This is a genomic window from Novosphingobium profundi (genome assembly GCF_020524485.1).
In the GTDB taxonomy this organism is placed as follows: domain Bacteria; phylum Pseudomonadota; class Alphaproteobacteria; order Sphingomonadales; family Sphingomonadaceae; genus Novosphingobium; species Novosphingobium profundi_A.
Window position 1 is genome coordinate 27091 of the sequence record NZ_JAIVLF010000001.1, and the last position, 20539, is coordinate 47629.

Sequence of the window (20539 nt, forward strand, 5' to 3'; positions counted from 1 at the left end):
CGAACCGGGATACGAAAACAGCGCCAATCGGCGCTGCGTGTCGTGAAAATCTGTATCAGCCGCCCTTGGCGTCGCTCTCGTTCGCGGCGAGGCCCGACTGCATGTAGGGAACCGGGTTCACTGCGGCACCGTCCACGCGCACTTCGTAGTGCAGGTGCGGGCCCGTCGAGCGGCCGGTCGAGCCCACGAAGCCGATGAGATCGCCCTTGTGGACGGTCTGGCCTTCGGCAACGTTCAGGCGTGAGAGGTGGCCGTAGCGGGTCTGCAGTTCGCCGCCGTGCTCCAGCGAGATGTAGAGGCCATACGAGCTGAACATCGAGGCGCGGCTGACGATACCGTCGGCGGGCGCGTAGACCGGGGTGCCGGTCGGCGCGGCGAGGTCGATGCCCTTGTGCCCGGCGCGGCGCCCGAGGATCGGGTGGTTGCGCATGCCGTAGCCGCTGGTCGTGACCGAGTGTTCGAGGGGGTTGCGCGAGGGGATCGAAACCGGGGCGATGGCGCCGACCTTGGCTGCGGGCTTGGCGGCGGCGAGGCCGGTTTCCTCGAAGTTCTGCCAGGAGCTGAACAGGGTGCGGAACTGGGCGTCTTCGTTGCCCGAGGCCGACTGGCCAGCCGACTGTGCCGCGCGCAGCGGGGCGGCGATGTCGGCAGACGCCGCGCTGGAGTTGGCCATGGCCGGATGGGCGGCGATAGCGCTGCCCGCGATCACGGCGGCACCGGCCACTGCGCGGATTTTGGCGAAGACTTTCGTTACGACCACTCGCAATACCTTGTTATCCGCCGAACCCCTTGGGGCAAGGCGCTTGAACCCTTCGACCGCGGTCCTGGGATGCGAACCGTGTCGAGCCTTGATTTCGGAGATGGTCGGAACCCCCCGCCGTCTCTCGAGTTTCAGTTATGACCGGGAATGTTAATCAAACAAGGGCGGCGTAGAATTCGCGCGATAAACCGGCAGCCGAGCGCGCCGAGTCGTTGAACGGTGGCTTAACGACCCCATGGAAATGGCGGGAAACCAAGGTTTTCCAGAGAATCGCAGGCGCCGCATTTCGGCGCTTTGCCTCCGCGTCGAAATGAGTTGCGCCGTACCGGACGTGCCGGATTTCATCGTCAAGGATTCGTTGGAGGATAACGGCCCCCCGCGCATCGCCTAGGGCTTTAACCCTATCGCGGGTGCCCGGCGTCACGTCGAGCCCGCGCGCTTCGAGCACCATCGGCACCACGGCAAGGCGCGCGGCGACATCGTGGCGGGTCTCGTTCGCCGCGTCCCACAGCCCGCCGTGGGCGGGAAGCGCGCCGTAGTGGCTGCCCATGGTCGCGAGGTGCCGCTCGATCAGCGCGAAGTGCAGCGCCTCGTCGGCCGCGACGCTGAGGAAATCGTCGACGAACTCCCGGTTCATCTCACCCCCGAAGCGCCCGGCCATGTCGAGGGCAAGGTCGATCGCCACGAATTCGATGTGCGCGAGCGAATGCCACAGGGCAATGCGCCCGCGCTCCGAGCCCGCCTTGCGGCGCTTGGGCATGTCGCGCGGGGGGAGAAGTTCGGGATGGGCCGGGCGGCCCGGGGTATCGGGCATGGCCACGTCGAAGACCGGCGCAAGGCGGCCCTGGCGCCACTCGCGCACCAGCTTGCGGGTCGTCATGACCTTGGTGCGCGGGTGGGCTTCGAGCAGGGCCGCCCGGATCGCGCGCGCGAGCGTTGGCGGCGGGTTCGACGTGTCACAAGTCATGGCGCTTAGAGGGCCTTGGCGGCCTCCAGCACGGCCTGTGCGTGCTCTTTCACCTTCACCTTGTCCCAGACCTGGGCGATCTTGCCTTCGGCGTCGATCAGGTAGGTGGTGCGCACCATGCCCATGTAGGTGCGGCCGTAGTTCTTCTTCTCGGTCCAGATACCCAGCGCATCGGAGAGGCCATTTTCCTCCGCATCGGTGGCGAGCGGGGCCTTCAGGTCATGCTTGGCGATGAAGTTCTGGTGCTTCTTGGCCGAATCCTTGCTGACACCGAGGAGCGCGACGCCCGCGGCATCAAACTCGGGCTTGAGTGCGGAAAAGTCGATGTTCTCGGTCGTGCAGCCGGGGGTGTTGTCCTTGGGATAGAAGAACACGACAAGCTTCTGGCCTGCAAAGTCCGAGGCCTTCACGCTGCCACCTTCGGGCGTCTCCATGGCAATGTCGGGGAAGGCGTCGCCGGGGCCGGGGCGTTCGGTCATGGTGTCTCAATCTCCAGTTCTTCGCCAAAGGCGTCGCGCCAGGCCTGGGCCACACAGTTGCGTGCGCCCGCCAGCGCGGTTTCGAGTTCGCTCCAGTCCCCATAACCACATGCGCGCACGAGGGCCAGCCGTGCGGCGGGCAGGGGGAGCTGCGAATCCGGCGCGAGCAGGCGCGCGGCGACGAGGAAGCGGGTGAGCGTGTCGTGCGCGGGGCCCAGGTCCTGCGGTAACAGGCCGTGCGTCGCGAGTGCGGCGATGGCCTCCCCGAGATCGGGGACAAGCCCGCGCCCGCTGGCAAGTTGGGCGTGGTGGACGAGGAATTCGAGGTCGACGAGCCCTCCGCGCGCCAGCTTTACATCAAGCGGGCCCTTGGCGGGTTTGTGTCCGGCCATGCGCGTGCGCATCTCCAGCACTTCGCCGCGCAGTGTTTCGGGATCGCGCGGGCGGGTGAGGACGCGGGCGATCTCGTGCTCGACGGCAAGGCGCGCCTCGGGCGAGCCGATGAGGACGCGCGCGCGGCACAGCGCCATGTGCTCCCAGGTCCAGGCGTCTTCGCCCTGGTACTGGCGAAAGCTTTCCAGCGAAGCGGCGGGCGGCCCCTGTTCGCCCGAGGGGCGCAGGCGCGTGTCGACTTCGTAGAGCGCGCCCTCGGCGGTGGGCACCGACAGCGCGGCAATCGCGCGCTTGGACAGGCGGTTGTAGTAGAGCGTCGCGCCGAGTGGGCGCTCGCCATCGCTCTCGGCCTGGAAATCGCCGGTGAAGAGGTAGATGAGGTCGAGGTCCGAGGCGTGGGTCAGGATACCCCCGCCAAAGCGTCCGAGGCCCAGCACGACCATTTCACTCCCGGCAATCGTCCCGTGGCGTTGGGCAAATTCCTCGCTCGCCGCGCGGGTGAGGACGATGCTGGCGGCCTCGGCGATGCGCGCGAGGCCCTGGCCGATGGCGATGGGATCGTTGACGCCTTCGATCAGCTGGACGCCAAGCCGGAAGCGCGCCTCGCTGACCCGGCGGCGCACCGTGTCGAGAATGCGCTCGTAATCGCTGCCCGGCTCAAGGCGCGCGAAATTGGCGACGAGGCTGTCGACGTCGCCTGGAAGTTCGAAGGCGCTGGCGTCGATCAGCGGATCGAGGAGGTCTGCCCGGCGGGCAAGGGCATCGGCCAGTGGCGGGGCGAGGCTGAGAATGTTGACAAGGACGCCCAGCAGCGCGGGGCGCGCTTCCAGCAGGCGAAAGAGGTTGATCGCGCTGGGCAGGTTGCCGAGCAGCTGCTCCCAGCGCAGCACCGCGCGTTCGGGCTCGGGGGCCTGCGCCAACGCGGCCATGAGTTCGGGGCGCATCGCCTCGAAGGCAGCGCGCGCGGCGTCCGAGCGCAGCGCGCGCACCCGGCCGGACAGCCAGCTCTCGATCCGTTCGGCCAGCGCGGCGGGATCGGCGAAGCCCAGGTCTTCGAGTTCGTCGCGAAGGCTCGCCTGGGCGGGCATGGCGACGGCCGCATCGCTCTGGAGCGGGGTGTTAGCCATGACCAGCGCGTCATAGCGCGCGCCCACCTGCTGCGTGATCGCGGCGACTTCCTCTATCAGCGCGGCGCCATCGGCGAGGCCATCGAGCTGGGCGGCGGCGTCGAGCGCCTCGGGGTCGGTGGGCAGCGAATGGGTCTGATGGTCGCGCAGCATCTGCAGGCGATGCTCGATGGTGCGCAGGCGGTCGTAGCTATCGCCCAGGAGGCGCGCGTCCTCGGGCGGGACGAGGCCGGCCTCGGCCAGCGCATCGAGCGTCGCGCGCGTGCCGCGAAGGCGCAGAGCGGGCTGGCGGCCGCCATGGATCAGCTGGTGGGTCTGGGCGTAGAACTCGATCTCGCGAATGCCACCGCGCCCTTTCTTGAGGTCGAAACCGGGACCCACGCTTTGCGCCCCGCGCGCGCTCGCGCGGATCTGGCGGGTGAGGCGGCCGATCTCGGCAATGGCCCCGAAGTCGAGGCTCTTGCGCCACACGAAGGGGCGGATCGCGGCGAGGAACTGCTCGCCCGCCACGATGTCGCCCGCACAGGCGCGCGCACGGATGAAGGCGGCGCGCTCCCAAGCGAGGGCGGAGCTTTCGTAATGGGTCAGCGCCGCGTCGATCGAGATGGCCAGCGGGCTGACTTCGGATGCGGGGCGCAGGCGCAGGTCAACGCGGAAGACATAGCCCTCGCCATCGACATTCGAGAGCGTCTGGACGACATGGCGCGCGACGCGCTGGGCGGCCTCGCCCGGATCGTCGCGCTCACGCCGGGGCAGGGCCTCGGGATCGAACAGCAGGATCGGGTCGATGTCCGAGCTGTAGTTCAACTCGCCCGCGCCGTGCTTGCCCAGCGCCAGGGCAAGGAACCCGCCGGGCTCGGCGTCAGGCGCGCGGCGGCGGATGCCATCGGCGATGGCGGCGTCAAGCGCGCGGTCGGCAAAGGCGGACAGCTCGCCTGTCACTTTCAGGAGCGGGAAAGCGCCGGCAAGATCGCCGATGGCCAGCGTCAGCGCGAGGGCCTGTCGCTCGCGCCGCAGCGCCGCGCCTACCGAGGGCGCGCCGTCCCCGGCCGTGCGCGCCATCGCTAGCGCGGCCTCGCCGTCGCCTGAGGCCAGCACCTCGGCCAGTTCGGGGCGGCGTTCGAGCAGCGTTGCAAGAAACGGTGCGTGGGCGCGGGCGCGGGTGAGCGCGCCGGTCCAGTCCTCTCCGGTCGTCGTCGTCATGGCACCTGTCCTGCCGCCTTGGGCAAGGCCGGGCAAGCGCCTTGTTCACGGCCTTGTCCGTGCTGGCGTCCTCTGGCACCTCTCGGTCCGGGGCGCCGCTGGGGTGCCGTATTGCCAATTCAGGGGACTTCCCGTGAAGAACCGCCTTCTCCTCCTTGCCGCGCTGGGCCTCTCGGCGTGCTCTTCCACGACCTACTCCGGGCCCGATATGCCCAAGGGCACCGCGCTTCCCCCGCCCGATCGCCCGATCGAAGAGAAGACGGCGGACGCGCTGCCGAGCAAGGCCAAGGCGATCATGGCCGAGGTGACCGCCACGCTTTCCTCCGATGCCCTGGAGGGCCGCGGGCCCAGCACCGCGATCGAGCCCAAGGTGCTCGATGCGATCATCACCCGTTTCAAGGCCGCCGGATTGCAGCCGGGCAATCATGGCGAATGGCTGCAGGAAGTGCCCACGGTGGAGATCACCGCGACCGATCCCACCCCGATGGCGGTGGAGGGGCACGGAATTTCGCAGACCTTCGGCTATGGCGATGGGTATGTCGCGGCGAGCTACCGCGTGGTGCCCGAAACGCGCATCGAGGACAGCGAACTGGTCTTCGTGGGCTATGGCATCAACGCGCCGGAGCTGGGCTGGAACGACTACGCCGGGATCGACATGAAGGGGAAGACCGCGGTCATCCTCGTCAACGATCCCGACTATGCGGAGGAGAGCGAGGAGGGGCCCTTCAAGGGACGGCGCATGACCTACTACGGGCGCTGGACCTACAAGTTCGAGGAAGCGGCCCGGCAGGGCGCCGATGCCGCGCTGATCGTGCATGACACCTTCCCGGCTGCCTATGGCTGGAATGTCGTCAACTCCAGCTGGACCGGCGCGCAGTACTACGTGCAGACCCCGGATGACGGGGCGAGCGCAACAAGGGCCAACGGCTGGATCCGCAAGGCGGTCGCCGAAACCATGCTGCACACGGCGGGCCAAGACCTCACCACGCTGAGCGAGGCGGCCCGGAAGCCCGGATTCAAGCCGGTGCCTCTGGGGCTCCTGGCCAGCTTCGGGTTCGCCAACCAGGTGCGCAAGTCGGTCTCCAACAACGTGGTCGGTATTCTGCCCGGCACCGAGCGCCCGGACGAATACGTGCTCTACACCGGGCACTGGGATCATCTGGGCCACTGCACTCCCGACGCGAGCGGGGACGACATCTGCAACGGCGCGGTCGACAACGCGACCGGGATCGGCGCGCTGACCGCGCTGGCGAATGCCAACGTCGAGGCCGGGGCCACCGCGCGCAGCCAGGTGTTCCTGGCCGTGACGCTGGAGGAATCGGGGCTGCTGGGCTCGGAATACTATGCGGCCAACCCGGTCTTCCCGCTCGATCACACGGTCGGCGGGGTGAACATGGACGCGCTGCTGCCCGGGCCCCGTGCGCGCAGTTTTGCGATGGTGGGGGGCGACAAATCGGACCTCACCGCGCTGTTCCGCGCAGCGCTGGCCGAAAAGGGCCTTGCCGAAGTGCCTGAGGAGCATTCGGAGCGGGGCAGTTACTACCGCTCGGACCACTTCTCCTTCGCCAAGCGGGGCGTGCCGATGTTCAATTTCGAGCGCAGCACCGACCTTGTCGAAGGCGGGCGCGAAGTGGGCGATGCCTTGAGCGAAGACTATGTCACCAACCGCTACCACGCCCCGTCCGATGAATATTCGGCGGACTGGAACTGGGATGGCATTGTCCAGGAGGTGTCGCTCTTCTATCGGCTCGGCCGCGATCTCGCCGATTCGGACAGCTGGCCGAACTGGCACGAGGACGATGAATTTAGGGCCGTGCGCGACAAGGCATGCGCGGCATCCCAAGGAGGCTGTTGAGTTGTCTTTCGCCCTTCCCCCCGAGTGGCACCCGCAGGATTGGATCTGGATCGGTTTCCCGCACGATCCGGTCGAATGGCCCGGCTTCCTGGAGGCCGCGCAGGAGCAGATGGCGCAGTTTGCCAGCGTCGTCGCCGAAGCGGGCCAGGAAGTGCGCCTGATCGTGCGGGACGAGGCCAACCGCGCCCGCGCGGCTTCGCTCGTCTCGGACAAGGTCACGCTGGAGGTGCGCCGCTACGGCGATGTCTGGCTGCGCGATACAGGGCCGCTCGTCACGATGGACGGGCAGGGCGCGCGCAAGGCGATGCGCTTCGGCTTCAACGGCTGGGGCGGCAAGTACCTGATGGACGGCGACCAGGAAATCGGCGCCGAGCTGGCCCGCGATGCCGGACTTTCCATTGAGACGGCGGATTGGGTCCTGGAAGGCGGCGCGCTCGACGGCGATGGCACCGGCCTTGTCGCCACGACCGAGCAGTGCCTGCTCAACCCCAACCGCAACCCGCACCTCACCCGCCAGGATCTGGAAATGCGCCTGGAGCGCGATCTGGGCTATGACAAGGTGCTGTGGCTGGGCGATGGCCTCATCAACGACCACACCGACGGGCATGTCGACAACCTCGCGCGCTTCGTGGCGCCGGGCGTCCTCGCCCTGCCGCGTGCGACCAGCGTGGACGATCCCAACGCGGCGATCTACGCCGACGCCAAGGCCCGCGCCGAGGCGATGGGCGTGCGCGTGGCCGAAGTTCCCTCGCCCGGCCGGGTCGAGACGGACGGGCGGATCGAGCCTGCCAGCTACATGAACTTTGCGATCACCTCGAACCTGGTGGTCGTGCCGATCTATGGCACGAAGTACGACGAGGAAGGCGTCACGGCCATCGCCGAACTGTTCCCCGACCGTGATACGGTGGGCGTGATGGCTGATGCGGTGCTGGCAGGGGGCGGCTCGTTCCACTGTTCCAGCCAGCAGATGCCCTCGCTTCCCAGCGGTGATTAACGCTTTTGCAAGGGCTCGGGCGCATAGCAGCGTCATGGCCCGAGTCCTTGCCCTTGCCTTCCCGCCCACGCGGCGCCCGGCCCTGCCGGTGGCGCAGGATGTGGCGCGAGGCTTGGTCGTGGCGGGCTGTGCGCTCGCGCTGATTCTCGCCGGGGTCGACCTCGGGCTCTGAGCCCTCGGCATTTTGCAGACATTTCATCGAATTGGCGTGGACGGGCTTTGTCCAGCCCCTTCCGGTTGGCTGTTGGCCGCGTCTGATGCACTGCACAACCTCTCTATCGCAGCGCAGCAAGATTTCGTCGCAATCGGCTGATGCGTCGGTAACCCGCACTTCCCACGTTCTCTCCTCGACACCACATCTGGGAGTGTAAACATGCGCCAATTCAGTGAAGCCGAAAGCGCCGCAGGACGCGAAGCGCTCGTCGGCAACTTTCTCCTGTTCCTGTTCGGGTGCGGGGTGCTGGCCTTCTTCGTCACGGTGGACCGCGTCGACTGGCTGCGCATCCGTCCGGCCAGCGCAAGTTCAGCTGCGATGGCGCAGGCCAGCGCCAAGCCCGCACCTGTGCCCCTGATCGAACGCGCCGAGCCGCGCGAAGGAGACGTCCGAAACCCATGATCGTTACTTCGGCCCCCCGTCCGGCCCGCATCATCCGCGAAGTCTGGAAGCCGCTGGCCGTTCTGTTCGTGTGGGACGTGATCGTCACGTTCACGTACTATGTCCTGCCCTTCGACGCGCCCGAGCTGCCGGTGACGCTGTTCGGCTCTGCGCTTGCGCTGTTCCTGGGCTTTCGCAGCAACTCGGCCTACAACCGCTGGTGGGAAGGCCGCCAGCTGTGGGGCCTGATGATCAACGCGAGCCGCAACATCGCGCGCGCGGCCCGTAATTTCCTGCCCGACCCGGAAGGGGAGGATTATAAGCGGCGCATCGTCCTGCGCCAGATTGCCTATGTCCACGCGCTGCGCTGCCAGCTGAGGCGCCAGAAGCCCGACGAAGAGGTCATTCGCCTCCTTCCCCGGCACGAGGCAGACCTCGCACTCCAACGCTCCAACGTCGCCAACGGCATTCTCGATGGCACGGGGCGGCGCATCGACGAGGCGCGCCGCAAGGGCTGGATCGACACCATCCAGCAGGCCCAGATGGAGGCCGTTCTGGTCGACATCGCCAATTCGCAAGGGGGCATGGAGCGCCTCAAGAACACGCCGCTGCCCCACCAGTACCGCTGGCTGCCCACGGTCTTCACGCATATGTTCTGCGTGCTTCTTCCCATCGGGCTGGTCGAGACGCTGCAGTTCGCAACGCCGCTCGGCTCCACACTGGCGGGTGCGATGTTCCTCGCCGTTCTCACCATTGGCGATGAACTGGTCGATCCCTTTGCCAACGACGTCCACGACCTTCCGCTCAACCAGATGTGCCGCACGATCGAGATCGACCTCCTGCAGTGCATTGGCGAAGAGGCACCCGAACCGCTCAAGCCCGGCAAGGACGGCGTGCTCTGGTAAGCGCTTGCCCTGCGCGGGACCTCGGCGCATAGGCTGGTCCATGGCACGAGCAGATCGTCTTGAACGCATGGACCGCCGCCGCGAGGAGGCCGAAGAGGAATACACCGTCGCGCTGATTGGCGCGCTCAAGGTGACCGCCGCCGGGCAGTGGGGGCTCTTCGGGCACACCCGCGACAAGACCCACGTGGCCAAGGCCAAGCCGCTGCTTGCCGAACTGGAGGACCTGGCCGACGAGATCGCGGACCTGCGCGAGCGGCTCGACCTCGAGCCCTTTGCGCTCCATGCCGAGTTCCTCGCCGCGCGCGGGCCGGTGAACTCCCACGCGGTGGGCGAGCCCAAGCAGGCGCAGGCCTGGCTCGCGCGGCTGGAACAGGATCAGTAAGGTAGATCCGAGGGCCATCGCCCTCGGGCTCCCCAACCTGTCTGGCTCACCTTGCGCGCGCCTCGGTGGCTGAAAGAGGTGAGGTCGCCCATTCCGGGGTCAAGGGGCGATGGCCCCTTGAATCATACTTCTTCTTTGTCTTGCTCTACCCCAACTCGAACGTCGTGATCCCGTAGATCCGCTTCTCGTCGAGCTCGGGGGCTTGCCCCAGGTACATGCGCGCGCAGCCAAAGACCTCACGCAGGCCGTGGCGTTTCACCAGCGCCATCGCGCCCGGGTGCGTCTCGGGCACGTCGAGGGTGACGAGGCCGTCCTTGCCATGTGCGGCCAGCGCGCAGAACAGCGCTTCGGCGGCCTCGTCGTCATCTGCGAAGAGAGGGCCGATCTTGGTGCCCTCGCGGCAGGGGCGGATCGTGCCGAAGCCGGCCAGCTTTCCGTCCTTCACGTAGCCCAGCGAAAGGGCGCCCTCCTGCGCGATCCAGCGTTCGAGGAACGGCTCGCGCGGGGCGGGAAAGCAGGTGCGGTCGTAGGCCGCGATCTCGGCGAAGGGCACCTCGGACAGCGGGACCAGCGCGCTGTCGGCGCGCATCGCGGCCTCGGTTGTCGGCCAGTCGGTGGGGATCGTGAACTGGAAGCGCAGGTCGCGGTGCGCGAAGACGAAGCCGCCCTTGGCATAGTAGTCCTGCATCGTGAAGACGCCGTCCATGCCGATGGGACGGCCCGGCTTCAGGCGCGAGAGCAGCATCTCGCGCCGGTTCTGCCACAGGCGGTCGCCCAGGCCCTGCCCGCGCCAGTCGGGGCGCACGATGAAGAAGCCCATGAAGCCGAACTCGCCCCCATAGGAGGCGATGGTGCCCCCGCCGATCAGTTCGCCGTCCATCTCGGCGGCGATGAAGGCGTTGGGCTCGGCCTCCCAGAACAGGTCGGCGTCGTGCAGGCCCGGGTTCCAGCCTTCGTTCGCCGCCCATTCGACAAGGCGGTCGGCTTCGCGGCGGGTCATGGCGCGGATGGTGAGGTCGCTGAGCGTCATGCCGGGCAACCTAATGCGCCTGCGCCGATTTGCCAGCGATGTTGCATTCCGCGTGTGCAAGTCTTTCTATCGGTGCAACATCATCGCCCCGAAGATGGCGACATGCAGGGTTATTCGCGGATCGTGGCGAACCAGATCACGTGCTTGGGCCCCTTGCCGTTCGAGCGCGAGGCGACCTTGCGCTCCTCGACCGCGAACCCGGCGCGTTCGAGGCGGCGGGTGAAGTCGGGATCGGGCCCGGCGGACCAGATCGCCAGGACACCGTCGGGCGTCAGCGCGCGCTTGGCCGCGCGCAGGCCGGACTTGGAATAGAGGACGTTGTTGTCCTCGCGCACGAGGCCATCGGGACCGTTGTCGACATCGAGCAGGATCGCATCGTAATCGCCTTCGGCGCCCGCGATGAAGGGGGCCACGTCAGACAGGATCAGGTTGACGCGCGGATCATCGAGGCAACCCGCTTCCAGTTCCTTCATCGGCCCCTTCGCCCACTCGATGATCTCGGGCACGATCTCGACCACCGTGGCCTTGCTGTTTTCGGGCAGGACCCGCAGGGCAGCGCGCAGGGTGAAGCCCATGCCATAGCCGCCGATCAGCATGTGGGGGCGTCTGGCGTGCTTGATGCGCTCGAAGCTCATCGTTGCCAGCGCCTCTTCGGAGCCCCACTTGCGGGTGGACATGAGCTCGTTGTGGCCAAGGACGATCATGAAGTCCTTGTCGTGGCGGTAGAGTTCGAGCTTTTCGCCGTCCGGCACCCATGCCGTATCGAGGAGTTCGCGCTGGATCATGGTTCAGCCTTCATAGCATAGGTGGACGATGGGAAAGGGACGCCCTTCGGCGTCGGTCGGGGAGCGGCCGGTGCGCACGAAGCCGCGCGCAAGATAAAAGGGCAGGGCGTTGTCGGCCTGCTCGTTGGCATCGACGCGTGGGGCGGGATGCAGCTCGAGCGCCTTGCCGACAAGCGCCGATCCGAAACCCTGTCCGTGGACGCCCGGGTGGACGAAGAGCGCTTCGATCATGTCGCCTGCGAAAATCAGGAAGCCCTGGACTTCGCCATCTGCGTCCTCGGCGACCCAGAGGGGCACCTCGGGGAGCATGGCCGCGACCTGGACCTCGATCTGCGCGCGTTCGTGTGGTGTCAGAAAGCCGTGCGTGGCCACGACGGCCGCGCGCCAGATATCCAGCGCGCGGGAAACGTCGCGGGGTTCGCCCGGCCGGAGGATCACCGCAGGTCCGGGGCCGTGGCGGCCTCGCGCAGCATTGCGATCGCCTCGTCGAGCGGCATGACCTTCTGATCCTTTTCGCCCAGCGTGCGGATCGCGACGGTGCCTTCCTCGGCCTCGCGCGCGCCCACGACGAGCAGGTGCGGGACCTTGGCCAGGCTGTGCTCGCGCACCTTGTAGTTGATCTTCTCGTTGCGCAGATCGCTTTCGACGCGGATGCCTGCGGCCTTGAGCTTGGCGACGGCCTCCTTGGCGTAGTCGTCCGCGTCCGAGATGATCGTCGCGACAACCGCCTGCACGGGGGCGAGCCAGACCGGAAGGCGGCCTGCGAAGTGCTCGATCAGGATGCCGATGAAGCGCTCGTAGGAGCCGAAGATCGCGCGGTGCAGCATGACCGGGCGGTGCTTGGCGCCGTCCTCGCCGATGTAGGCGGCATCGAGGCGCTCGGGCAGGACACGGTCGGACTGGATCGTGCCGACCTGCCAGGTGCGCCCGATCGCGTCGGTGAGGTGCCATTCCAGCTTGGGCGCGTAGAAGGCACCTTCACCGGGCAGTTCCTCCCAGCCGTACTCTTCGGTGGCAAGGCCCGCTTCGATGACCGCGTTGCGCAGTTCGTCCTCGGCCTTGTCCCACATCTCCTCGGTGCCGAAGCGCTTTTCCGGGCGCAGCGCCAGCTTGATCGAGTAGGTGAAGCCGAAGTCCTTGTAGATCTTGTCGGCCAGCTCGCAGAAGGCGCGCACTTCGGCGACGATCTGGTCCTCGCGGCAGAAGATGTGCGCATCGTCCTGCGTGAACTGGCGCACGCGCATCAGCCCGTGCAGCGCGCCGTGCGGCTCGTTGCGGTGGCAGCAGCCGTTCTCGTAGAGGCGGATCGGCAGTTCACGGTACGAGGTGATGCCTTGGCGGAAGATGAGAACGTGCGCGGGGCAGTTCATCGGCTTCAGCGCCATCCAGTCCGCATCGTCGGAAACGATCGGGCCTTCGTCCTCGGTGTTGGGGGTCTCGTCGGGGATGACGAACATGTTCTCGCGGTACTTGCCCCAGTGGCCGGACTGCTCCCACTGGCGCGCGTCCATCACCTGCGGGGTCTTGACCTCCTGGTAGCCCGCGCCGTGGATGGCGCGGCGCATGTAGTCTTCCAGCGCGCGGTAGATGGTAAAGCCGTTGGGGTGCCAGAACACCGAACCGTGGGCTTCCTGCTGGAGGTGGAACAGGTCCATCTCGCCGCCCAGCTTGCGGTGGTCGCGCTTGGCGGCCTCTTCGAGGCGCGTGAGGTGGGCGTTGAGCTGCTTCTTGTTGAGCCAGCCGGTGCCGTAGATGCGGGTCAGCTGGGCGTTCTTCTGGTCACCGCGCCAGTAGGCGCCAGCCACGCGCATCAGCTTGAAAGCCTGCGGATCGAGCTTGCCGGTGGAGGGCAGGTGGGGGCCGCGGCACATGTCGAGCCAGTCATCGCCCGACCAGTAGACGGTAAGGTCCTCATCGCCCGGCAGCTCGGCGGCCCATTCCGCCTTGAAGGTCTCGCCCTCGGCGGTCCACTTCGCGATCAGCTGTTCGCGGCTCCAGACCTCGCGGCGCAGCGGCTTGTCGGCCTTGATGATCTCGCGCATCTTCTCCTCGATGGCGGGAAGATCGTCCATCGAGAAGGGCGCGCGGCCTTCGGGTGCCATCACGTCGTAGTAGAAGCCATCGTCGGTCGAGGGGCCGAAGGTGATCTGCGTGCCGGGCCAGAGCGCCTGCACCGCCTCGGCCAGCACGTGGGCGTAGTCGTGGCGGGCGAGATCGAGCGCCTCGGCCTCGTCCTTGGCCGTCACCAGCGCCAGCTGCGCATCGCCCTGGAAGGGGCGGGTGAGGTCAACCAGTTCCCCGTCGACACGGGCAGCGAGCGCCGCCTTGGCGAGGCCCGGACCGATGGCCGCGGCCACATCGAGCGGCGTCGCACCTTCGGGCATCTCGCGCACGGAACCGTCGGGAAGGCTGATCTTGAACATCTCGGACATCGAACTCGTCTTTCGCTCCTGGGCCGCGCGGGCGGTGCCTTGCGCCTTTGGCACAAGCGCACGCCTCGCGGAAGGTCCGGCGTCGGCTATTTTGGCTTGGGATCGGGAGATTGACGCCACATCGCCCGAGCCCGGGCAACGGCGCTGCGTGGTCTCAGCCCACGACCTGCCGTGCCCGGGCGCGCCGGGTGGTGGTCGTGGTCGTAGTTACACGCTTGGTCATCGCGGGCGCTCCTAGCAGGAAAGCACGCGCGAGTCACGCCGCAGGGCATGGGGGGCGGGCGCGACAAGCCTGCCTGTCACTATGTCAATGGTACTTGACACGAATCGATCAGGCATGACAAGAAGGCTTTACACAAAAGCAAGGGAGCTTGTCTTATGTCTCGTAATACCTCGCTGCTCTGGGGCGCGGCCGTGATGGGCGTGGCCCTTCTCAACATCGCCGAGGTCCTGCCCGACTGGACCACGATTGCCGCGATCCTGACCATGCCCGCGATGGTGGCCCTGCGTATCCGCAAGGGACGCTGCGCGTGAGTATCGGGCGCAAGGGCAGCGCCCGGCGGCGTTATTTCGTGCGGCTGTCCAGCGCGGCGGGTGTCTATCTGGTTTCGCTGTTCGCCGCGACGCGCCTGCTTGAGGATAACGCGCCGCCAAGCGGGCTCTCCATTGCCGTCGCGCTGGTGCCGGGCTTGGCCGTGGTCGGCATGATTTGGGCCATCGGGCGCTTCTACGCCGAGCTTGAAGACGAATACTTGCGCCTTCTCGAAGTGCGCAAGGCGATGTTCGCGACCGGCCTGACGCTGGCGGGGGCAAGCGTGTGGGGGCTCTTGGAGATGCTGACCTCGGTTCCGGCTCTCCCGGTGTTCTGGGTCTTCCCGATCTGGTGCTTCGGGTTGGGTGTCGGCACTCTGGTCAACCGCTTCACGCTCGGTGATGGAGGCTGCGCGTGAAGAACCGCCTGAAAGTCCTGCGCGCCGAACGCGGCTGGAGCCAGCAGGACCTGGCCGGAAAGCTCGATGTCTCGCGCCAGAGCGTTAACGCCATCGAAACGGGGCGCTACGATCCCTCGCTGCCGCTGGCCTTTCGTATTGCCGAAGTATTCGAACTTGCGATAGAAGAGATATTCCTGAGAGGAGAGTAACGATGCCGCGCGCATCCCGTCCCGTTCGCACACGACTGCTCATGCTGGCCGCTTCGCTGGCCCTGTTCGCAGGGCTGGGCGTGCTCGCATTTGAGCGTTTGGGCGCCGAAAGCGTCGCATCGGACATCACGGGCGCGCCGATCTACGCGATCACGCAGACGGGCAACCACATCCTTGTCGAGGTGGTCAGCCCGATCCTCTATTGAAGCGGCTTGGGGTGCCGCTCGGCAATCCGTTGCCAGCACCAGGTCGCGAACCCGCCTGCGGGCAGGCACAAAAGGGAGAAGGCTGCCGCGAGCAGGTTGGGTGCAGGGGCGAGTGCCGCGCCGAGGAGGACGGCATAGGGCAGTATCCACCAGCCCGGGCCGCGGCGTTGCAGGAGTGCGACCACCAGGGCGCTCGCCGTAGCGGCCAGGATCAGCGCACTCCAGGCGAGCTGGGCCGGGCCCAACTGGGCGAGAACCTCGCCCAGATTTGCAGGACCGGGCACGCGGGCGAGGAAGGCCTCCGGGTGGCTAAGGTAGGGCCAGGTCCAGGGTGCCGTGGCGAGCAGAGCGATGCCGAGCATGAGGGCACCTTCCCCCAGCACACCGCCAAAGCGCCGCCACGTGAAGGGCGCGCGCAGCGCGTCGAGGACGAAGAGCAGCGCGGGCACGAGAAGGCTTGCCGGCTCGGTCAGTGCAGCGAGCGCGAAGACGAGGCCCGCGCTCCCAAGGTGCCAGCGGCTCGTGCGCACCACCACCAGCCAGCACCCGCTCAGGACAAGCGCCGTGAGGAAGAGCCCGGGGCCCGCCAGCGGAACCGACGTTACGGCCAGCGGCGAGATTGCCAGCAGCAGAAGGCCGATGCGCGCGGCGGCCTCACTGGCGAACAGGCGCCGCCCCAGCGCCAGCGTCAACGCGCCGATAGCGAGCGCACTGGCAAGGTTGAGCAGCCCCAGCGTGACTGCACTCGCCCCGAACCGGGCATAGACCAGCGAGAGCGCCATGGGCCAACCGATCGGCGTGAAGATGGCCGGATCGCCGGGGGCGGCGAAATAGCCTCCGCCAACTGCCAGCGCGAGGGCCTTCTCGTGATGCCACTGCGCCGCGGGCGGGACCGCCATATCGAGGAACAGCGCTGCGACCCGCACTCCGAAATAGAGCGCCCAGATCGCGAGCAGGACCGAGCGCTGCTGCGCGAACCATTCCAGCCGCCGCGCGGTGCGCGTGGGCTGTGTGGGGAAGCGGATGATTTGGGCGCTCATGGCGGATTTTCGTAGATGCGGCGGGGGAGGCGGGCAAGGGGGCGTGAAGAAGGAAGATAGGATTCAAGGGGTTATTGCCCCTTGACCCCGGAATGGGCGACCTCACCTTTCTCGGCCAATCAAGCGCGCGCGAGGCGAGCTGGACGGTTTGGGGAGCCCGAGGGCAATGGCCCTCGGATCTCTCCTTGCCCTTCTCGGTCCCAGCCCCCACCTTGCGCGCCATGACCGAGATCCGCTTCCACGAAATGGCCGATGGCCGCCGCATCGCCCACCGCTTCGCGTCCGGACAGGGCCCCACGCTCGTCTTCCTGCCGGGCTACATGTCCGACATGTCGGGCAGTAAGGCGACCGCGTTGTTCGAAATGGCTGTCCACACCGGCCGCGCCTGCCTGCTCGTCGACTATTCGGGCTGCGGGGCGAGTGACGGCGATTTCGCCGAGGGCACGCTCAGCCGCTGGCGCGACGAGGTGGTGGCCGTGATCGAGGCCGCCGCGCTCGACAAGGTGGTGCTGATCGGCTCCTCGATGGGCGGCTGGCTCATGCTGATGGTGGCCGATGCCCTGCCCGACAAGGTCCACTCGATGATCGGCATTGCCGCCGCGCCCGACTTTACCGACTGGGGCATTGCGCAGATGGACAAGGGCCTGCTCGCCGATGGTGAAACCATCTACGAAGACAACCCTTACGGCCCTGAACCCACGCCGACCCACCCTGCCTTCTGGGCCGACGGGCAGGCGAACCTCCAGCTTGAGGCACCGATCGAGTTCTACGGTCCGGTGCGCCTTCTCCACGGCCAGCGCGACGAGGACGTGCCTTTCGACCTCTCCTTGCGCCTGTGCGAAATGCTGCGTTCAGACGATGTGCAGGTGACTTTCATCAAGGACGGCGACCACCGCCTTTCGCGCGAGACCGATATCGCGGTTCTCATGCGCACCGTGGCCGACCTGCTTCTGGCCCGTGACCCGGAAAGCTGATCGTCCGCACGGCCGACCGGAGACGTAACCCTCGATGTCGATTTCGCTGCTTCTGATGCCCCTTCTCGCCCAGGCGGCGGGGACCATCGGCTCGCCCTATGCCTCTTCGCTTCCGCTTGAGATCATCGAGAAGAAGAACGACGAGGCGCGCAAACAGGCGCAGGAGCGGGCCTATGCCGGGCCCGCCGCGCCGGTCAGCCGCAAGGGCTGCATGGACCTTGTCCAGTCCGATCCGCAAGGCTCGGCCAATCTGGCGCAGGAGGCCCTGTATGAGGCGATGGGGCGCGAACGCGTGCGCGCCGGGCTGTGCCTGGGCGCGGCGCTCACCGTGCTGGAACGCTTCGACGAGGCGCGCGAGGCTTTCGTCACCGCGCGCGATGCGACCGAGGCCGAGGACCACGTCAGCCGCGCGCGGCTGGGCGACATGGCGGCGAATGCCGAACTGGCACAGGGCAATGGCGCCAAGGCGCTGCTGCTGCTGGGCCCCGCACTCACCGAGGCCAAGGCGAGCGGCGATGACCGCGTGCTCGCCGAAGTCCAGATCGACCGGGCGCGCGGGCTTGTCGCCGTCGATCAGGCCGAGCAGGCAGCCGATGCCCTCGCCGCCGCGCGCGTTGCCGATCCGGAGAACGCCCAGGCCTGGCTTCTTTCGGCGACGCTCGCGCGGCGCCAGGACCAGCTGATCGTCGCCTCGGGCCAGATCGAGACGGCGGCCAAACTGGCGCCGCGCGACCCCGCGGTTGGTCTGGAGGCGGGCGTGATCGCGATGCTTTCGGGCGATGCGGATGCCGCGCGGCGCAGCTGGCAGTCGGTGCTGGAGGTCGCCCCGCAGAGCCCGGAAGCCCAGACCGCCAAGACCTATCTTGCGCAGACGGCCCCCGATGACGGGCCAGAGCGCCCCTGAGACCCCAGATTCACGGATAACGATGCCCATGGTACCCCTTTCGGTTCTCGACCTCGTCACCGTTCGCGAAGGCGACAGCGTGGCCCGCTCGCTCGACATTACCGTCGACACCGCCAAGGCCGCCGAGGCCAACGGCTTCAAGCGCTACTGGGTGGCCGAGCACCACGGCATGGCGGGGATCGCGGGCGGCGCGACTTCGGTCGTGCTCGCGCACATCGGCAACGCGACCAGCACGATCCGTATCGGCGCGGGCGGGATCATGCTGCCCAATCACACGCCCTATGTCATCGCCGAGCAGTTCGGCACGCTTTCGGCGATGTTCCCGGGCCGCGTGGACCTGGGGCTGGGCCGTGCGGCGGGCGCGGACGGACGGCTGGCGAACGCCTTGCGCAAGGACATCGTGAGCGCGTCGGAACGCTTTCCCCAGGACGTCGTCGAACTGCGCGCGCGCTTTGCCGGACAGGCCGTGGGCGGGGTGGAATCTCCGCAGGCGAGCGGGGCGGACGCGGAAATGTGGATCCTGGGCTCCAGCCTCTTCGGCGCGCAGCTGGCCGCCATGCTGGGTCTCCCCTATGCCTTCGCCTCGCACTTCGCGCTCACGCATCTGGACGAAGCCGCGCGCATCTACCGCGAGCGCTTCGAGCCCTCCGAATTTTGCGAGAAGCCCTATTTCATGGCCGCGATCAACACGATGGCCGCCGAGACCGAGGAGGAGGCCTGGTACCTCTCCTCCTCCACCGACCAGAGCTTCGTGGCGCTGCGCACGGGCAATCCCGGCAAGCTGCAGCCGCCGCTCCCCAACTACCGCGAAGGGCTGCCAGGGCCTGCGCGCGCGATGCTGGAGCAAATGCGCGGGGTCGCCGCCGTGGGCACGCCCGACCAGGTGCGTGCGGGGCTGGAGGCCTTCGTCGCACGCACGCAGGCCGACGAGCTGATCCTGAGCGCCTCGACCTTCGATCCCGCTGCGCAGATCCGCTCGCTCGAACTGATCGCCGGGGCGCTCGACTGAGCCGCGAGGGCGGGGCCGGTACAAGACCATGTGCGCGCAGGGGTATTGCCAGCGCCGCCGCAAGCGGCCAGACATGCCCGTCCAGGAGGGGACATGAACCAGTCTGATGTTGTTATCGTGGGCGCCGGACACGGCGGCGCCCAATGTGCGCTGGCCTTGCGCCAGAACGGTTTCGAAGGCTCGATCACGGTGATCGGGCGCGAGCCGGAGTACCCCTACGAGCGTCCGCCGCTCTCCAAGGAGTACTTCGCGCGCGAGAAGACCTTCGACCGGCTCTATATCCGTCCGCCCACGTTCTGGGCCGAAAAGGACGTGACCTTCCGCCTCGGGTGCGAGGTCATCAAGGTTGATCCCAAGGCGCATACCTTGAAGCTCTCGGACGGCGAGACCTTCGAATATGGCAAGCTGGTCTGGGCCACCGGCGGCGATCCGCGCCGCCTGTCGTGCTCGGGCGCGGAGCTGGCGGGCGTCCATGCGGTGCGCACGCGCGCCGACTGCGACACGCTGATGGCCGAGGTCGATGCGGGCATCCGCAAGGTGGTGGTGATCGGCGGGGGCTACATCGGCCTGGAAGCCGCCGCCGTGCTGGCCAAGCTGGGCCTGGAGGTCACGCTCCTCGAAGCATTGCCGCGCGTCCTTGCGCGCGTGGCGGGCGAAGAGCTTTCGGCCTTCTATGAGAAAGAGCACCGCGATCACGGGGTGGACCTGCGCACGGGCGTTGCGGTCGAATGCCTTGAAGGCGACGGCAAGAAGGTCACCGGCGTCAAGCTCGCCGATGGTTCGGTCCTGCCCGCCGAGGCCGTGATCGTGGGCATCGGTATCGTGCCCGCCGTGGGCCCGCTGATCGCGGCGGGCGCCGCGGGGGCCAATGGCGTCGATGTGGATGAATACTGCCGCACTTCGCTCCCCGACATCTACGCCATTGGCGATTGCGCGGCCTTTGCCTGCGGGTTTGCCGGCGGCGATGTCATGCGCGTGGAATCGGTGCAGAACGCCAACGACATGGCGACCTGCGTCGCCAAGGCGCTGTGCGGTGACAAGCAGCCCTACAAGGCCTTCCCGTGGTTCTGGTCGAACCAGTATGACCTGAAGCTCCAGACCGCGGGCATCAACAAGGACTTCGACACCACCGTGGTGCGCGGAGATCCGGATGGGCGCAAGTTCTCGGTCGTATATCTGCGCGGTGGGCGCGTCGCCGCGATCGACAGCGTCAACATGGTCAAGGACTACGTCCAGGGACGCAAGCTGGTCGAAGCGGGCGCGAAGGTCGATGTCGAGCAGCTCGCCGACCCGGAGGTTCCTTTGAAGTCGCTGCTGTGAAGCGATAGGTCCTGTATCGCACCTGCGGACTGGACCTG

The 20539-nt window shown here is 67.4% G+C and carries 23 protein-coding genes; 14 read left to right on the forward strand and 9 right to left on the reverse strand.

Annotated elements, in window-relative coordinates; translation table 11 throughout:
- Positions 1-55: 55 nt before the first annotated feature.
- The 4 genes from LC060_RS00150 to LC060_RS00165 form a co-directional block, all read right to left on the reverse strand.
- On the reverse strand, positions 56-760 hold the full coding sequence (locus LC060_RS00150) for a M23 family metallopeptidase (protein ID WP_226631800.1): 705 nt from the start codon (positions 758-760) through the stop codon (positions 56-58).
- Between the two features lie 154 nt (positions 761-914).
- The gene (locus tag LC060_RS00155; RefSeq protein WP_226631801.1) at positions 915-1727 is read right to left on the reverse strand and encodes a ferritin-like domain-containing protein; all 813 of its coding nucleotides are present in this window, start codon (positions 1725-1727) and stop codon (positions 915-917) included.
- Positions 1728-1732: 5 nt separating this feature from the next.
- Positions 1733-2206 (reverse strand): peroxiredoxin, encoded by a 474-nt coding sequence (locus LC060_RS00160; protein ID WP_226631802.1) that lies wholly within the window; start codon positions 2204-2206, stop codon positions 1733-1735.
- Positions 2203-4929: a bifunctional [glutamine synthetase] adenylyltransferase/[glutamine synthetase]-adenylyl-L-tyrosine phosphorylase gene (locus LC060_RS00165; protein ID WP_226631803.1), complete on the reverse strand. Its 2727-nt coding sequence runs from the start codon at positions 4927-4929 to the stop codon at positions 2203-2205. The genes LC060_RS00160 and LC060_RS00165 overlap by 4 nt, the downstream gene beginning before the upstream one ends.
- Before the next feature lie 133 nt (positions 4930-5062).
- Here LC060_RS00165 and LC060_RS00170 point away from each other — a divergent pair, with 133 nt between their 5' ends.
- The 6 genes from LC060_RS00170 (at position 5063) to LC060_RS00195 (ending at position 9660) form a co-directional block, all read left to right on the forward strand.
- Positions 5063-6784, forward strand: a complete 1722-nt coding sequence (locus LC060_RS00170; protein WP_226631804.1) for a M28 family metallopeptidase — start codon at positions 5063-5065, stop codon at positions 6782-6784.
- A gap of 1 nt (position 6785) precedes the next feature.
- Positions 6786-7778, forward strand: coding sequence for an agmatine deiminase family protein (locus LC060_RS00175; protein ID WP_226631805.1), 993 nt, complete (start codon positions 6786-6788; stop codon positions 7776-7778).
- Between the two features lie 34 nt (positions 7779-7812).
- Positions 7813-7950: a hypothetical protein gene (locus LC060_RS00180; protein ID WP_226631806.1), complete on the forward strand. Its 138-nt coding sequence runs from the start codon at positions 7813-7815 to the stop codon at positions 7948-7950.
- Positions 7951-8151: 201 nt separating this feature from the next.
- The gene (locus LC060_RS00185) at positions 8152-8394 is read left to right on the forward strand and encodes a hypothetical protein (RefSeq protein WP_226631807.1); all 243 of its coding nucleotides are present in this window, start codon (positions 8152-8154) and stop codon (positions 8392-8394) included.
- Positions 8391-9278, forward strand: coding sequence for a bestrophin family protein (locus tag LC060_RS00190; protein WP_226631808.1), 888 nt, complete (start codon positions 8391-8393; stop codon positions 9276-9278). Before LC060_RS00185 ends, LC060_RS00190 begins: the two co-directional genes overlap by 4 nt.
- Positions 9279-9318: 40 nt before the next feature.
- Positions 9319-9660 (forward strand): hypothetical protein, encoded by a 342-nt coding sequence (locus LC060_RS00195; RefSeq protein ID WP_226631809.1) that lies wholly within the window; start codon positions 9319-9321, stop codon positions 9658-9660.
- Between the two features lie 145 nt (positions 9661-9805).
- Here the strand turns inward: LC060_RS00195 and LC060_RS00200 are convergent, their stop codons facing one another.
- The 4 genes from LC060_RS00200 to thrS form a co-directional block, all read right to left on the reverse strand.
- Positions 9806-10690, reverse strand: a complete 885-nt coding sequence (locus tag LC060_RS00200) for a GNAT family N-acetyltransferase (protein ID WP_226631810.1) — start codon at positions 10688-10690, stop codon at positions 9806-9808.
- A 110-nt stretch (positions 10691-10800) separates the two neighbouring features.
- On the reverse strand, positions 10801-11475 hold the full coding sequence (locus LC060_RS00205) for a spermidine synthase (RefSeq protein WP_226631811.1): 675 nt from the start codon (positions 11473-11475) through the stop codon (positions 10801-10803).
- A gap of 3 nt (positions 11476-11478) precedes the next feature.
- Positions 11479-11913: an acetyltransferase gene (locus LC060_RS00210; protein WP_226631812.1), complete on the reverse strand. Its 435-nt coding sequence runs from the start codon at positions 11911-11913 to the stop codon at positions 11479-11481.
- The gene (thrS, locus tag LC060_RS00215) at positions 11910-13907 is read right to left on the reverse strand and encodes a threonine--tRNA ligase (protein ID WP_226631813.1); all 1998 of its coding nucleotides are present in this window, start codon (positions 13905-13907) and stop codon (positions 11910-11912) included. Before thrS ends, LC060_RS00210 begins: the two co-directional genes overlap by 4 nt.
- A 378-nt stretch (positions 13908-14285) precedes the next feature.
- Here thrS and LC060_RS00220 point away from each other — a divergent pair, with 378 nt between their 5' ends.
- From LC060_RS00220 to LC060_RS00235, 4 genes are read left to right on the forward strand one after another with little or no spacing between them, the layout of a single operon-like run.
- Complete coding sequence (locus LC060_RS00220) at positions 14286-14441, forward strand: hypothetical protein (RefSeq protein WP_226631814.1); 156 nt, start codon at positions 14286-14288, stop codon at positions 14439-14441.
- Positions 14438-14857, forward strand: a complete 420-nt coding sequence (locus LC060_RS00225) for a hypothetical protein (protein WP_226631815.1) — start codon at positions 14438-14440, stop codon at positions 14855-14857. Before LC060_RS00220 ends, LC060_RS00225 begins: the two co-directional genes overlap by 4 nt.
- Positions 14854-15048: a helix-turn-helix transcriptional regulator gene (locus LC060_RS00230; protein WP_039389637.1), complete on the forward strand. Its 195-nt coding sequence runs from the start codon at positions 14854-14856 to the stop codon at positions 15046-15048. The genes LC060_RS00225 and LC060_RS00230 overlap by 4 nt, the downstream gene beginning before the upstream one ends.
- 2 nt (positions 15049-15050) lie before the next feature.
- Positions 15051-15254, forward strand: coding sequence for a hypothetical protein (locus tag LC060_RS00235; protein WP_226631816.1), 204 nt, complete (start codon positions 15051-15053; stop codon positions 15252-15254).
- On the opposite strand, the gene LC060_RS00240 is transcribed toward LC060_RS00235, so the two are convergent.
- Positions 15248-16294: a hypothetical protein gene (locus LC060_RS00240; RefSeq protein WP_226631817.1), complete on the reverse strand. Its 1047-nt coding sequence runs from the start codon at positions 16292-16294 to the stop codon at positions 15248-15250. The genes LC060_RS00235 and LC060_RS00240 overlap by 7 nt on opposite strands.
- 221 nt (positions 16295-16515) lie before the next feature.
- Between LC060_RS00240 and LC060_RS00245 the strand changes: the two genes are divergently transcribed.
- From LC060_RS00245 to LC060_RS00260, 4 genes are all read left to right on the forward strand, one after another.
- Positions 16516-17268, forward strand: coding sequence for an alpha/beta fold hydrolase (locus LC060_RS00245; protein WP_226633557.1), 753 nt, complete (start codon positions 16516-16518; stop codon positions 17266-17268).
- Positions 17269-17302: 34 nt separating this feature from the next.
- Complete coding sequence (locus tag LC060_RS00250) at positions 17303-18172, forward strand: hypothetical protein (protein WP_226631818.1); 870 nt, start codon at positions 17303-17305, stop codon at positions 18170-18172.
- A gap of 28 nt (positions 18173-18200) precedes the next feature.
- Positions 18201-19181 carry an LLM class flavin-dependent oxidoreductase gene (locus LC060_RS00255; RefSeq protein WP_226633558.1) on the forward strand — a complete coding sequence of 327 codons (981 nt, stop codon included), beginning with the start codon at positions 18201-18203 and terminating at the stop codon, positions 19179-19181.
- 93 nt (positions 19182-19274) lie between these two features.
- Positions 19275-20501, forward strand: a complete 1227-nt coding sequence (locus LC060_RS00260; RefSeq protein ID WP_226631819.1) for an NAD(P)/FAD-dependent oxidoreductase — start codon at positions 19275-19277, stop codon at positions 20499-20501.
- The last annotated feature ends 38 nt before the right edge of the window (positions 20502-20539 follow it).

Coding starts and splice junctions, on each gene's coding strand:
- LC060_RS00155 (WP_226631801.1), bottom strand. CDS start 1,727: ATGACTTGTGACACGTCGAACCCGCCGCCAACGCTCGCGCGCGCGATC.
- LC060_RS00160 (WP_226631802.1), bottom strand. CDS start 2,206: ATGACCGAACGCCCCGGCCCCGGCGACGCCTTCCCCGACATTGCCATG.
- LC060_RS00165 (WP_226631803.1), bottom strand. CDS start 4,929: ATGACGACGACGACCGGAGAGGACTGGACCGGCGCGCTCACCCGCGCC.
- LC060_RS00180 (WP_226631806.1), top strand. CDS start 7,813: ATGGCCCGAGTCCTTGCCCTTGCCTTCCCGCCCACGCGGCGCCCGGCC.
- LC060_RS00185 (WP_226631807.1), top strand. CDS start 8,152: ATGCGCCAATTCAGTGAAGCCGAAAGCGCCGCAGGACGCGAAGCGCTC.
- LC060_RS00190 (WP_226631808.1), top strand. CDS start 8,391: ATGATCGTTACTTCGGCCCCCCGTCCGGCCCGCATCATCCGCGAAGTC.
- LC060_RS00195 (WP_226631809.1), top strand. CDS start 9,319: ATGGCACGAGCAGATCGTCTTGAACGCATGGACCGCCGCCGCGAGGAG.
- LC060_RS00200 (WP_226631810.1), bottom strand. CDS start 10,690: ATGACGCTCAGCGACCTCACCATCCGCGCCATGACCCGCCGCGAAGCC.
- LC060_RS00205 (WP_226631811.1), bottom strand. CDS start 11,475: ATGATCCAGCGCGAACTCCTCGATACGGCATGGGTGCCGGACGGCGAA.
- thrS (WP_226631813.1), bottom strand. CDS start 13,907: ATGTCCGAGATGTTCAAGATCAGCCTTCCCGACGGTTCCGTGCGCGAG.
- LC060_RS00220 (WP_226631814.1), top strand. CDS start 14,286: ATGTCTCGTAATACCTCGCTGCTCTGGGGCGCGGCCGTGATGGGCGTG.
- LC060_RS00235 (WP_226631816.1), top strand. CDS start 15,051: ATGCCGCGCGCATCCCGTCCCGTTCGCACACGACTGCTCATGCTGGCC.
- LC060_RS00240 (WP_226631817.1), bottom strand. CDS start 16,294: ATGAGCGCCCAAATCATCCGCTTCCCCACACAGCCCACGCGCACCGCG.
- LC060_RS00245 (WP_226633557.1), top strand. CDS start 16,516: ATGACCGAGATCCGCTTCCACGAAATGGCCGATGGCCGCCGCATCGCC.
- LC060_RS00250 (WP_226631818.1), top strand. CDS start 17,303: ATGTCGATTTCGCTGCTTCTGATGCCCCTTCTCGCCCAGGCGGCGGGG.
- LC060_RS00255 (WP_226633558.1), top strand. CDS start 18,201: ATGGTACCCCTTTCGGTTCTCGACCTCGTCACCGTTCGCGAAGGCGAC.
- LC060_RS00260 (WP_226631819.1), top strand. CDS start 19,275: ATGAACCAGTCTGATGTTGTTATCGTGGGCGCCGGACACGGCGGCGCC.